A 15,841-nucleotide genomic window follows, 5' to 3' on the forward strand; every position below is an offset into this window, starting at 1 on the left:
TCGCCATACCTCATATAATTCCAGGATGATTAAATAAAAGATGCCCGGTCATTGTAAATATTATTGACCGGGCATTATTGTTATTAATGGTTGCTTGCTATTTCTGCAACATCACTAGTATTACACCATTTCTGCTTCATAATTCATAGCCATCACCATACTTAGGATTTTAGCCAAAATAACTTTATTCGTGCTGTCTTCCATCAGGCTAAAATGGTCGCCCGGTACAGGTGTCAGCTGGAGTAAAGTGTCAGGTACAACCTGCTCCCAGCCTAACGATGGCTCCATACTTAAAGAAGGTAATAGCGTTTCTGTAACGAAAGGAATTTGCGGGTAAGGCTCTGTTGCGTAGAATTGGTGGAGCATTATCTCCAATACTTCTGGTTCATAGGCTTTAATCATTTGCACATAACTTCCCATCTGTTCCCAACGCCTTGCGATCAAATCAGGGCGGAGGTTCGCCGGATAGAGTTCTAACTTCTGTGCTGCGGCAATAAATTGAACCAAACCTAACTGATCAATTTTCTGATGCAATATCGCTATCTTCTCTTCATGCTCCCCACCCGACTGTTTTGCCAGTTCAGCAAGGAACTGGAGTTTTGGCTGAATGATTTGCTGCTTAAAGCAGTGAGGAGCAGGCGTATCAATCAATCCCAGAAAATCGACAGTCTCACCGGCATTCAAAAGTTGCTGAGCAATGGCATAAGCTAATACACCGCCAGAAGAGTAACCATAGATTCGGTATCGGCCTTCCGGTTGAACTGATTTCATAAAAGTAATCATTTTGTCGGCTAACGCTTCAATAGTTGATACCTGCTCTTCATTGACGGAAGGCCAGGGTAATACATAGACCGGATAGCTGGGATTAATGTATTGAGATAACCCAAAAACATAAGAGTAGTCATTCATACCACTGGGAACAAAAAATAGTGGTGGTTCCATTCCGGATGAGCGCACGGGTATCGCACTGCTTTGCGGTTGAGACAGTGGATCTAATGTCATTTTTGATACCAGTTCAGCCAGCACAGGGAATTGGAATAGGTGATTCAATGTACACATCAAACCACAATCTGCGGCAAGGTTTATCATCCGCATAGCGAGCAACGAATGCCCTCCCAGTGCAAAGAAATTGTCATGCCGGCCTATTTTCTCAATCCCCAGTAATTCACGCCAGATAGCAGCCAGTGTTATCTCAACCTCTCCTCGCGGTGCTTCATAAGCTTGATGAGCAAAGGCATTCTGATCAGGTTCCGGCAGAGACCGGCGATCTAGTTTACCGTTAGGGGTCAGCGGGAAAGTATCCAAACATACAAAGGCGGCGGGTACCATATAATCAGGTAACGACTCACTCAAATATTCCCGCAGAGAATTAACCAGCCCGCTATCCTTATCTGCCACAACATAGGCCACCAACCGTTTATTCTGTCCCTCACCCAGCGCCAATACGATAGCTTCACGCACTGTCGGGTATTCCGTCAGTCGGGCTTCGATTTCCCCCGGTTCAATCCGGAATCCACGGATTTTGATCTGTTGATCGTTGCGACCAACAAAAACCAGATTACCATCCGGCAAATAACGGGCTAAATCGCCGGTTCGGTACATTCGTGCATCCGGTGCCTGATTAAATGGGTCCACCAGAAAACGTTCAGCAGTCAAATCAGGGCGATTGAGGTAGCCACGCGTTACACCGTCACCACCGATGTATATCTCCCCTACTACCCCCAATGGTACTGGTTGTCCATCATGATCCAGCAGATAAATCTGAGTATTAGCTGTCGGACGCCCGATAGGAATAAATCCATTCTGATAGTCTGATGGGCAACGCCAGACAGTAGCGCATACTGTGATTTCTGTTGGGCCATAAGCATTGAATACAGTTGCCCGGTTGCGTAATGTCTGGATTAGTGCAGGGTTTGGCGCTTCACCGCCCAATATTAAGGTTGGCCTGATATTTATCTCCGGTAAATCAGCACCATCCTGCAGCAGCGCTGGTGTCAGGCAGGCATGAGTTATCGAATGTTCTTCCAGATAACGCCAAAAGAGCTGAGGATCCTGACGAACTGCATCAGCAGGAATATCCAGAGTAGCTCCACTACACAAAGCCATCATAATTTCCCAGACACTGGCATCGAAGCCAAATGAAGCAAATTGCAACATCCGGCTATGAGAATGAATGGCAAACTGGTTGATTTTATCCTGAATAAGGTTAACGAATCCTCGGTGTTCAACCATCACGCCTTTCGGCATTCCCGTCGAACCGGAAGTATAAATCACATAAGCCAGATGTCGTGATGTTAACGCCGAAACCTGTGGATTATGATCCGGTTGGTCAGGCCGAATATCATCCGGGTTAATTATCGTTAATTTCGCGATAGCTTCCTCACCCAATACTACCCGACCGGTACTATCTGCCAATACCACCAGCGGAGCAGCATCATTCAGCATATAAACCAGACGATCGCCGGGATAGGCGGGATCCAGTGGTACATATGCTCCCCCTGCTTTCAATACTGCCAATAGCCCTGTTATGCTTGATGGTGAACGCTTCACGCAAACTGCCACCCGTTGATCAGGTTGTATACCCAGTTCGATAAGCTGGTGGGCCAGCCGGTTAGCACGGCCATTTAATTCCGCATAGCTAATTGTCTGTCCTTCATGTACCAAGGCGGTGGCGTTCGGTGTATTCTCAACTTGTTGCTCAAACAATTGATGAATACACCGTTGGTCAGGGTATTCGGTTTCCGTCGCGTTCCATGTTTGCAGCAACAAATTCCGCTCTGACTCTGGCAGAATTTGCAGCATCCGCACAGGTATTTCCGGTGCCTGTTCTAGCGCCTCAACCAAACTTTCCAGCGCCCGTTGCATATAACTACATACCCTTTCTGGATCAAATGGCTGAACAATTTGTGCAGTTAATCCCAATGATTCGCCAAAATCTTCCACTGACAGTGTAAACGGATAATTAGTTCGTTCCTGTGCACCAAGAAATTCAACACCGTCCATGATTTCATTCGAAGTCATCGGCAATGCATTATGGCGGTAGTTCAGCAAGGTACTGAATAATGGAGTTCCGCCCTGCACTCCACTGCAACGCTGTGCCAGCGCCAGCGACGCATGTTCATGTGTCAACAACCCTGCCAGCCAGCGATGTGCCATCTGTACGCTATCTTGTACCGGAGTTTCATCCATATCCAGTCGCAGCGGTAAAGTATTGATAAACAGCCCCATGCCATTGTCGGCACCTTCACCGGCAGCCATACGCCCGAATAACACCGTACCGAATACGACTTTTTCCTGCCCACTGGTACGCGCCAGCACCTGCGCCCACGCTAAATGACACAAGGCGGCCAGGCTGACACCCCGTCGACGGGCCTGATTGCGTAAACGATTATTCAATTCTGCGGTTAACATCCGGTGAGATTCTGTGATTTGTGAGCCATCATGGTGAACTTCTGTCAATCCGAATGGCAACGTTGGTTCATTCACCTCAGCCAGCATATCGGTAAAGAAACGAACATGCTGCTCCTGACTGACTCCCAATCTAGCCTGAGCAACCAGATTGCGGAAAGGTGGCGGTACGGGCAGATTGTTTTCTTGTCCGTCAATATAGGCCTGCACTTCATGGCTCATCACATCTAATGCGGTATGGTCGCCAATCAGATGATGCATCAGTTGCAATACAATCCAGCGACCATCCGTTTCTTGTGCCACAACAAAACGTAGCAATGGCGCTTGCCCCAAATCAAGGCGATAGTGACGGGGATCAAAACGTTGAGCTAACTGTTTACTCACTGGCCCATTCACGGAATCGAGTGTCAGTTCAGTCACTGATAATCGTGCCTGACGGCAAACCACCTGAGCAGGAACGGATAACCCTTCCCAGATAAAAGCAGTACGTAAGATATCATGCCGATTAATAACTTGTTGAACGGCATTCAGATAACGATCCAGCAGAGTCCGGTTCGCAAAAGCCATCTGGCCAGCCAGTAAATACGGGTCACCTTCCTTTGCCAATAAATGGTGGAACAAAATGCCATCCTGTAGCGGCGACAGCGCATAGATATCCTGAATATTGGCAATCCCGCCCGGTATTTGTTCAATGATGTGATCAATTTCAGGCTGAGTGAGATCAATTAACGGTAACATCTCAGGAGTTAGTTCAGTCGTTTCCGGTGTAATAACATTGGCTGGTACACCTTCCCCCTGATTTTGTGTCAAGGTTTGGGCAAGTTCAGACAACACAGGAGATTGAAACAAATCACGCACTGCCAGCGTTAAGCCCAGACTCCGCAACCGTTCGACCATGCGCACTGCGAGCAATGAATGACCACCCAGTGCGAAGAAACTGTCATATCGGCTGATTTGCTCAACGCCCAGTAAGTCATGCCAGATAGCGGCGAGTGCGATTTCTGTTTCCCCCTGTGGCTCTGCGTAAACCTGACGCGCAAATGCGTCCTCTCCCGGCATCGGTAACGCCCGGCGATCCAGTTTACCGTTAGGGGTCAACGGGAAGGCATCCAGACGCACAAAAGCCGACGGCACCATATAATCAGGCAATAATGTGCTCAAATGTTCACGCAGAAGACTCACCAGTCCATCATCCGCTTCTGCCACCACATAAGCCACCAGCCGTTTATCCTGTTCATGACCTAATGCCAAAACTAATGCTTCCCGTACTGCGGAATGTTCAGTCAACCGGGCTTCAATTTCCCCCGGTTCAATCCGGAATCCACGGATTTTGATCTGTTGATCGTTGCGACCAACAAAGACCAGATTACCATCCGGCAAATAACGGGCTAAATCGCCGGTTCGGTACATCCGTGCATTCGGTTTATTGCTAAATGGATCTGTAATGAAGTGTTCAGCCGTCAATTCAGGACGATTGAAGTAACCACGCGTTACACCGTCACCGCCAATATACAACTCACCCACAGCTCCTAAAGGAACTGGCTGGTGGCAGGTATCCAACAGATAAATCCGGGTATTAGCAGTTGGGCGTCCAATAGGGATTTGCTCTCCCTGATAGTCTGGCAGACAGTGCCAAACAGTAGCGCAAATGGTTATTTCTGTCGGGCCATAAGCATTAAATACGGCTGCCTGACGGCTCAGTATCCGAATAAGTAACGGGTTGGGTGCTTCACCGCCTAAAATAATAGTCGGTTTTATCTTCAATGCCGGTAAATCAGCACCGTCCTGCAACAGAGCCGGGGTCAGGCAAGCGTGAGTGACTGCCTGTTCTTCCAGATAATGCCAGAGACGACAAGGGTCATGACGAACAGTATTATCCGGAATAACCAGACTGGCGCCGCTTCCCAATGCCATCATAATTTCCCATGTACTGGCATCGAAACCAAATGAAGCGAATTGCAACATCCGGCTATGGGGATGAATACCGAACTGGCTGATTTTATCCCGGATAAGGTTGACGAGCCCACGATGCTCAACCATTACCCCTTTCGGCTTACCCGTAGAGCCAGAGGTGTAGATCACATACGCCAGATGACTGGAGGTTAATGCAGCGATTTGCAGATTATTATCCGGTTTTTCGGGTAATGAATTCGGGTCGAGTACAATTAACTGCGCAATCATTTGTGCTGATTGCTCATCTTGTGTCTGGCCTGATAACGCTGAGCGTCCGGTATTATCGGCTAATAAGATAGCCGGTTCAGCATCGCACAAAATATGGTTCAGGCGCTCGCCCGGATAAGCCGGATCCAATGGTACATATGCTCCCCCCGCTTTTAATACTGCTAATAACCCGACTATCCGCGCCGGTGAACTTGCCATGCAAATTGCCACCCGCTGATCCGGTACAACACCCAGTTCGATAAGCTGGTGGGCCAGCCGGTTAGCCCGAACATTCAATTCTGCGTAGCTAATAGATTGATCTTCGTACACTAACGCGGTAGCGTCTGGTGCACACTCAACCTGTTGCTCAAACAGTTGATGGATACACAACTGGTCAGGGTATTCGGTTTCCGTCGCGTTCCATGTTTGTAGCAACAAATTCCGTTCTGATTCAGGCAGGATTTCCAACATCTGTACTGGCATTTCCGGTGCTTGCTCAAGTGCTTCAGTCAGGCTCTCCAACGCCTGTTGCATATAATCACACAACCTTTCCGGATCAAATGGCTGTATTACCTGCGCAGTCAGCCCCAAATCAGAACCACCATCTTCTACTGACAACACAAACGGGTAGTTAGTCCGTTCCTGTGCATCAAGAAGCTCAATTCCGCTGGTGGTTTCATCCAGCATGACTGGTTGTGTATTATGCCGATAATTCAGCAGCGCATTAAACAGCGGTGTGCCACTGGCGACTCCACTACAACGCTGTGCCAGCGCCAGTGAAGCATGTTCATGAGCTAATAATCCCGCTAATCGAGTATGGGCGATTTGTACACTCTCCAGCACGGGAGTTTCATCCATATCCAAACGTAATGGTAAAGTATTGATAAACAGCCCCATGCCATTATCGGCACCTTCACCGGCAGCCATGCGCCCGAATAACACCGTGCCAAACACCACTTGCTTCTGACCACTGGTGCGCGACAACACCTGCGCCCAGGCCAGATGACACAGTGCAGCCACGCTGACACCCAAACGCCGGGCCTGATGACGCAAACGAAGATTCAGTGCAGACGTTAACATTCTATGTGACTCTGCCACTTTCGAACCGTCATGGTGTACTTCTGCCCATCCGAACGGCAACGTTGGCTCATCCACTGCCATCAGCATATCGGTAAAGAAACGGGTATGCTCCGCCTGGCTTGTTCCTAACCGGGCTTGTGCCACCAAATGACGGAATGGCGTCGAAGCCGGCAGGCTATCTCCCCGACCAGCCAGATACGCCTGTACTTCACTGTTCATCACCTCCAGCGTGGTATGGTCGCCAATAAGGTGATGCAGCAGCTGTAGCAGGATCCAGCGGCCATCTGTATTCTGAGTAATGACAAAGCGCAACAACGGCGCTTTGCTCAGGTCAATACGTTGCTGGCGCGGATCAAAGCGTTGAGACAATTGGTCACTGATTGCCCCGTCAGCCGGATCGAGCGTTAGCTCTGTGATGAATAAAGGAACCTGACGGCAAACGACCTGAGCCGGAACGGATAACCCTTCCCAAATAAAAGCGGTACGCAGAATATCATGGCGGTCAACGACCTGTTGCACGGCACTCAGATATCGATCCAGCAAAGACCTATCCGCAAAAGCCTGTTGGGTTATCAGTAGGTAAGGATCGCCTTCTTTTGCCAACAAATGGTGGAATAAAATGCCATCCTGTAACGGTGACAAACCATAGATATCCTGAATATTGCTAATTCCGCCCGGAACTTGTTCAACTATACGGTCAATCTCAGGCTGAGTCAGATCAATCAGCGGCAACATTTCCGGCGTCAGCGTCGTAGTATCCGGTGTAATACTGTTTTCGGGTATTGTGATTTCACAATGTTGCACCAGAGACTGAGCCAGAATGCAGAGTGTCGGGGATTCGAATAGTGTTTGAATCGATAAGCCCAGCCCCCTATTTCGCAAACGTTCAATCATCCGTACAGCGAGTAAAGAGTGACCGCCCAACGCAAAGAAACTGTCATGCCGGCTTATCTGTTCAACCTCCAGCAATTCGCTCCAGATAGTGGCAAGCGCGCATTCAGCTTCACCTTGTGGAGCTTCATAAACCTGACGGGCAAAAGCATGTTGATCAGGAGCCGGTAACGCCTGTCGATCCAGTTTACCGTTAGGAGTCAGCGGGAAGGCATCCAGACGCACAAACGCTGCCGGCACCATATAATCAGGCAAAATAGCACTCAGATATTCACGTAGGCTGGTGGCCAGTTCGTTATCCGTTCTGTTTGCCACTATATAGGCAACCAGACGCTTATCCTGACCCTCCCCCAGCGCCAGTACCAGTGCTTCACTGACTGCCGGATGTTCGGTTAAATGCGCCTCGATTTCTCCCGGCTCAATCCGGAATCCGCGAATTTTCACCTGTTGGTCATTGCGGCCAACAAAGACCAGATTGCCATCCGGTAGATAACGGACTAAATCCCCTGAGCGATACATACGAGCATCAGCATCATCGCTAAACGGATCCGGTAAGAAACGTTCGGCGGTCAAATCAGGGCGATTAAGATAACCACGGGCCACACCTACGCCGCTGATATATAACTCACCTACCGCACCCTGCGGCACTGGCTGACCATATTTGTCCAACAAATAAATACGTTTGTTAACGGTTGGCTTGCCGATGGGAATTAATCTTCCCGTATAATCTGGCGGGCAGTTCCAGATGGTGGCACCGACGGTGATTTCTGTCGGGCCATACGCATTGAACAAATTAGCCCGACCGCATAATGCCTTAAATAAGGCTGAAGCCGGTGTTTCTCCTGCGAAGATTAATGTGGGTTTTATGGCTATTTCCGGCAAACCAGCGCCATCATGAAACATAGCCGGAGTCAGACACGCGTGCGTTACCGATTGCTCTTCCAGATAATGCCAGAGGCGATGTGCATCCTGCCGGATAGTTTCTGTCGGAATAACCAGCATGGCCCCACTACTCAGCGCCATCATGATTTCCCAGACACTGGCATCGAAACCAAATGAAGCAAACTGCAATACCCGACTGGTTGCACTGATATTAAGCCGGGCACTTTGCTCCAGCGTCAGGTTAACCACCCCCTGATGTTCAATCATTACTCCTTTCGGTTTACCCGTGGAGCCAGAGGTGTAGATCACATATGCCAAGTGCTTAGAGGTCAGTTCAGGGACACACGGATTACTGTCAGGCTGATTTGGCTGAGTATTTGGCTCGAGTACAGTCAGTGTTTTCAGGGTTTCTTCACCCAGAGCCGACCGACCAATATCATCCGCCAGCAAAATAGTGGGGGCAACATCAGTGAGCAGATAAGCCAAACGCTCGCCCGGGTAAGCGGGATCTAATGGCACATAAGCCCCACCCGCTTTCAACACCGCCAACAAGCTCACTATTCTCTCTGGTGAACGTGTCACACAAATCGCGACAAGCTGATCTGGAATTACACCTAATGCAATTAATTGATGTGCTAATCGGTTAGATCGGGCATTCAATTCAGCATAACTTACTGTCTGGTTTTCATACCTTACCGCGATGGCATCCGGAGTTTGTTCGACCTGCTGTTCAAACAGTTGATGAATGCACAACTGTTCAGGATATGGCGCTACAGGGGCATTCCAGGTTTCCAGCAATAGTGTCCGCTCAGCAGGTGATAAAATATCTACGGTAGTGATGGATTGTTGAGGATGGCTTACCATCGCCTGCAATAAGGTCTGTAAATAGCCGACCTGCCTTTCAATTGTTTCAGGGTCAAACAAAGCAGAAGAATAATTCAGTTCCCCAACAACTTCTCCCGCCTTTTCTGTCAGCTCCAGTTGTAGATCGAATTTAGCGATATCGTATCCCTGTACAACGGGAGTCACCGCTAAGCCCGGCAGTTTCCACTCTTGCGTGTCATTCTCCTGCCAGGCAAACATGACCTGAAATAGCGGAGTATGTTCTGGTCTGCGTGGTGGTTGTACGATCTCAACCACTTGCTCAAAAGGCAAATCCTGATGCTCCTGTGCGCTCAGTGTCGTCTGTCGTACACGCCCAAGCAGCGTCTCCATGTCCAATGTGCCGAATGAATCCGTACCGGATAAATCAATACGCAATGCCAGCGTATTAACAAAAAAACCGATCAGTGGCTCGATATCCCACCGATTGCGGTTGGCACTCGGAATACCAATCACCAGATCATCCTGCCCGGATAGACGCGACAATAATGCAGCCCAGGCAGTCAGCAATACCATGAATAGAGTGCTGTCATGTTGCTGTCCCAGCTGTTTCAGTTCCTGTACCAACGTAGCATCAATCTGTACCGGTATCCGGCCGCCACTAAATGACTGTCGGGAAGGACGAGGGTGATCTGTTGGTAACTCCAGTAATACTGGCGCATCAGCCAGCGTACGACGCCAATAATCACTGTGCGCTCGCATTTTTTCATCGGAGAACACTTTACGTTGCCAAGCGGCATAATCAGGATATTGAATTACCAAAGGAGGTAATGGATCAGGCTGTTCATTCAGGCAAGCCGAATAAAGGGCACTCAGCTCTGATTTCAATATCTCTAACGACCAGCCATCAGACACAATGTGATGCTGAGTCAGTAAGAAGACATAATCCTCATTGGCCCGCTGTATGAGTGCACAACGGATTAAAGGGCCACGGGCAAGATCAAACGGTGTTTCTGCTTCCTGTGTACACAAAATGTTAAGTTGCTTATCGACATCAGGCAGATGACGCAGGTCGTATTGCTTCACTGGCAGAGTCAATTCCGCTGGCAACAGCTCAACCTGAGGTTGACCGTTAACCATAATGAAGACGGAACGTAGTGCTTCATGACGGGCAAACAGACGATTCAGCGCCTGTTGCCATGCGGAAATATTAAGCTTACCCCGCAAGTACAGTGCCAGCGGAATATGATAGGTATCACTGACCCCATCAAACTGCGCCAAAAACCATAAACGCTGCTGAGCAAATGACAACGGTAAAGGGCTACTATTATTACGGTCACGGGATACGGGGATAATGTCAGATAAATTATCCTTTTCCTCATTACGCTGCGCACTGATTCTCTCCGCAAAAGCTATCAGTGACGGTGATGTAAATAAGGCAGCCAGCGGCAACTCAACACCTAAAGCAGCGAGGCGATTCATCACCCGTACCGCCAGCAGCGAATGACCACCTAACGCAAAAAAGTTGTCATATCGACTGATCTGCTCAATACCTAGTAATTCGCTCCAGATAGCCGCCAGTGTAGTTTCGGTTTCCCCTTGTGGTGCTGCGTAAATCTGACGGGCAAATGCGCTCTGCTTCGGTACTGGTAATGCCTGTCGATCCAGTTTACCGTTCGGTGTCAGCGGGAAAGCATCCAGACGCACAAACGCTGCCGGCACCATATAATCAGGCAAGATAGCACTCAGATATTCACGCAGACGGGTAGCTAATCTGTTATCTTTTTCTGCCTCAGCATCTTCTATTACAACATAAGCGGTCAGGCGTTTTTCCTGCCCGTCACCCTGCGCCAGTACCCACGCTTCGCGCACAGCCGGATATTCGGTTAACCGGGCTTCAATCTCACCCGGCTCAATCCGAAAACCACGGATTTTTACCTGTTGATCATTGCGGCCAACAAAGACCAGATTGCCATCGGGTAAATAACGGGCCAAATCGCCAGTACGATACATACGCGCATCAACAACGTGAGTAAATGGATCGGGCAGAAAACGTTCGTCAGTCAGATCAGGGCGATTGAGATAACCACGCGTTACACCGTCACCGCCAATATAAAGCTCCCCCACTGCGCCTAAAGGCACTGGTTGGCCACCATCATCCAGCAGATAAAAACGGGTATTCGCTGTCGGGCGTCCAATAGGGGCTAGTGTATCGGTATAATTTAACGGACAGTGCCAGTGACTGGCACATACGGTAATTTCTGTCGGGCCATAGGCATTAAATACAGTTGCCTGACGGCTCAATGTCTGGAGAAGTGTTGGGCTGGGGGCTTCACCACCTAATATTATGGTCGGCTTTATCGTTAGCGCAGGTAAATCAGCGCCGTCACGTAATAGCGCCGGAGTCAGACAAGCATGTGTTATCGATTGCTCTTCCAGAAAATGCCAGAGGCGCTGAGGATCCTGACGAACCCTATCCACCGGAATAACCAGATTAGCGCCACTATTCAACGCCATCATGGTTTCCCAGACACTGGCATCAAAACCAAACGAAGCGAACTGCAACATCCGGCTATCGGAATTAATGCTGAACTGGCTGATTTTATCCTGAATAAGATTGACCAACCCACGATGCTCAACCATCACTCCTTTAGGCACACCTGTCGAACCGGAAGTGTAAATCACACAGGCCAAATGGTGTGAGGTTAGCACTAATATTTGCGGGTTGTTATCCGGTTGATCGGATAAAGCACCAGATAAGATACTTGGTTCAAGCAAAGTCAGCCCGATAAGCGCTTCCTCACCTAACGCAATACGTCCGGTTGCATCGGCTAATATGATTGAGGGAGCCGCATCATTCAGGATATGTGTCAAACGTTCCCCCGGATAAGCGGGATCGAGTGGGACATAAGCACCACCTGCTTTCAGTACCGCCAGCAAGCTCACCACTCGCGTCAGAGAGCTAGCCATGCAGATCGCCACCCGTTGTTCCGGTGCCATTCCCAATGCAATCAGTTGATGCGCTAATCGATTGGCATGAGCATTCAATTCAGCATAGCTAAGGGTCTGCCCTTCATACACCAACGCTGTGGCATCTGGTGTTTTTTCTACCTGTTGTTCAAATAACTGGTGAATACATAACTGCTTAGGATAGACTGTTTCAGTCGCGTTCCAGCCTTCCAGCAATAACGTACGTTCCGTTTCAGGCAAAATATTCAGTGCCCGTACCGGTGTTTCCGGTGCCCGTTCCAGCGCTTCTGCCAGACTTTCCAGCGCCTGTTGCATATAACCACATATCCGATCCGACTCAAATGGCTGTACTACCTGCGCAGTCAGCCCCAGAGCAGAGCCGCCATCTTCCACTGACAGTACAAGTGGATAGTTAGTCCGCTCCTGTTCCCCTAAAAATTCAATCCCCGGTAAGACTTCATGCGGAATAATCGGTTGATCATTATGCCGATAGTTCAACAATGCACTAAACAGCGGCGTACCGCCGGCAACACCACTACAACGCTGAGCCTGCGCCAATGAAGCATGTTCATAATCCAGTAACCGAGCCAGCCGTGACTGTGCCAACCGTATGCTGTTGTGTACCGATGTATCATCGATATCCAGCCGCAACGGCAAGGTGTTGATAAACAGCCCCATGCCATTGTCAGCCCCTTCTCCCGCCGCCATGCGTCCGAACAGTACGGTACCAAACACCACTTTGCCCTGCCCGCTGGTACGCGCCAGTACCTGTGCCCAAGCCAGATGACACAAAGTTGCCACACTAACACCCAGACGTTTTGCCTGCTGACGGAGACGATTATTTAATTCCGGCGCTAACATCCGGTGCGATTGTGTTACCTGCGAACCATCACGATGTATTTCGGTTAAGCCAAACGGCAGCGTTGGCTCATCGACATCAGCCAGTATGTCGGTAAAGAAACGGGTATGTTCTGCCTGATTGCTGTTCAGTCTGGCCTGTGCCACCAGATTGCGGAATGGTACCGGTATCGGCAGATGATCATCCTGCCCGGTCAAACAAGCCTGCACTTCGCGGTGCATCACTTCCATTGTCGTATGGTCGCCAATCAGGTGATGCTGTAATTGCAACACATGCCAGCGACCATCAATCTCTTGTGATACAACAAAGCGTAATAATGGAGCCTGATTTAGCTCAAAGCGATACCGGCGAGGGTCAAAACGGTGAGCCAATTGCTCACTGACTGGCCCGTCAGCCGGGGACAAGGTCAGTTCAGTGACCGATAAAGACGCCTGACGCCAGACTACCTGTGCTGGTGTAGATAATCCCTGCCAGATAAAAGCGGTTCGCAGGATATCGTGGCGGTCAACCACCTTTTGTACGGCCGCCAGATAGCGATCAAGCAGCGCACGGTCAGCAAAAACCATCGGATAAGCCAGCAAATACGGGTCACCTTCCTTTGCCAACAAATGATGGAACAGGATACCGTCCTGTAATGGTGACAGAGCATAAATATCCTGAATATTAGCAATCCCGCCCGGCACCTGCTCAACAATAAGATCAATCTCAGATTGGTTCAGATCAATCAGTGGCAACATTGCCGGAGTCAGCATCGTGGCCGTCGGAGTAATCGCATTCGGTGGTATCACTACCGCCTGATGTTTTTCCAAAGTTTGAGCCAATTCTGACAGCACCGGACACTGGAATAGATTACTGGCAGCCAGAGTTAACCCCAGACTATGCAGGCGTTCAATCATCCGTACGCCAAGCAATGAATGACCGCCAAGAGCAAAGAAACTGTCATGCCGGCTAATTCGCTGTATACCCAGTAATTCACGCCAAAGGGTTGCCAGCACAATTTCCATTTTTCCCAGAGGTGCTTCATAGATCTGACGGGCGAAATCATCTTCTCCCGGAGTCGGTAATGCCCGGCGATCCAATTTACCATTCGGCGTCAGCGGGAATTCATCCAGACGCACAAAGGCCACCGGTACCATATAATCCGGTAACCGCATACTCAGATGTTCACGCAGGCGAGTAGCTAATCCGTGATCCTCGTGAGTCAACACATAAGCAATAAGTTGTTTGTCCTGCCCCTCTCCTGAAGCCAGCACGACGGCTTCACGTATCGCCGGATATTCCACCAGCCGGGTTTCAATTTCCCCCGGTTCAATGCGGAAACCACGGATTTTAACCTGTTGGTCATTACGCCCCAGAAACTCCAGATTGCCATCCGGTAGATAACGAGCCAGATCTCCGGTTCGGTACATGCGAGCATTTGCTTTTTCACTAAACGGATCGATGAGAAAGCGCTCGGCGTTCAATTCCGGGCGATTGAGATAACCACAGGCTACGCCATCACCCCCGATATAAATTTCACCCGTCATTCCCGGTGTTGTCGGTTGCCCATCAGAGTCCAGCAAATAAACTCGCGTGTTGGCAATGGGCCGACCAATAGGAATAGAGGTTATTCCCGCAGCTAACTCGTGAATATGGTAGGTCGTGGTAAACGTGGTTCCCTCACTCGGGCCGTAAGCATTCAATAATTTTTGTGGCGGATTTTTACACAGCACCTGAGCAATAATATGCGGATCGAGGACATCTCCCCCAACCAGCAATAGCTTAAGCTGAGGCAGCACCGGAGATAACTCGTCAGCCAGACGGTTAAACAACCCGACGCTCATCCATAGAATAGTAATACTGTGAGTCTGTAAAGCCTGAACAAAATCCGGTGGCGTCAGTAACGTAGTATGATCGATAACCACCAGAGCAGCTCCGTTGAGCAGTGGTGCCCATACTTCAAAAGTACTGGCATCGAAAGCCGGATTAGCGGCAAAAGCAATGCGATCATCAGATTTAATATCAGCATAACCATTATTAATAACCAGCCGGACAACAGCCCGGTGTGGCACAATGACGCCTTTCGGTAGACCCGTCGAACCAGAGGTATACATGATATACGCTGGCCCGGTACTGGTATCCCGTAAATCAGGATTGCGATATTCTTCTTTTCCAATAGGTTCTGTTGCGAGGGTAAGACTGAGCCGGGGAACAACTAATTCAGCCGGGGTCGCCATCTGTATATCAGTCAGCAGTAATTTGGCGGAACAATCGCTTATCAGCCAGTTTTTCCGTTCATCCGGCACATTCGGGTCAATAGGAACATAAACCGCACCAGACTTGAGAATAGCTAACTGAGCTACCACCAATTCAATGGAACGCTCCAACAGAATCGCTACATGATCATCCGGACAAATACCTTGTTCAATCAGTTGAGCCGCTAACCTGTTAGCCTGAGCATTCAGCTCCGCATAATTCAGTATTTGATTGCCGGCAATTAATGCTGTGGCAGTTGGCGTTCTCTCAGCCTGTTGTTCAAATAACTGATGAATACATAGATGGTCAGGATACGGGGTTTCCGTGGAGTTGCAGATTTCCGGCAACAGAGAATATTCAGTCTCAGATAAGCCATTAAACTTTTCTGTAAATATGTCATCACTCATTTTTTCTGACGACATATCCACTACCCCAGCTTCAAGAATATTATTCTTGCTGGTAATGCTGTCTTTCATTTTTTTACTACCTCAACGAATCTATTGGATATTTGAAAACTGTTATATCTGCTGTTTT

General features: G+C 49.1%; 1 protein-coding gene. It reads right to left on the reverse strand.

Features of this window, described 5'->3' with window-relative positions; translation table 11 throughout:
* Positions 1 to 120: 120 nt before the first annotated feature.
* On the reverse strand, positions 121 to 15,783 hold the full coding sequence (locus Xsto_RS01055) for a non-ribosomal peptide synthetase (protein WP_099123840.1): 15,663 nt from the start codon (positions 15,781 to 15,783) through the stop codon (positions 121 to 123).
* Positions 15,784 to 15,841 lie beyond the last annotated feature (58 nt).

The sequence above is a fragment of the Xenorhabdus stockiae genome (genome assembly GCF_002632825.1).
Taxonomy (GTDB): Bacteria; Pseudomonadota; Gammaproteobacteria; order Enterobacterales; family Enterobacteriaceae; genus Xenorhabdus; species Xenorhabdus stockiae.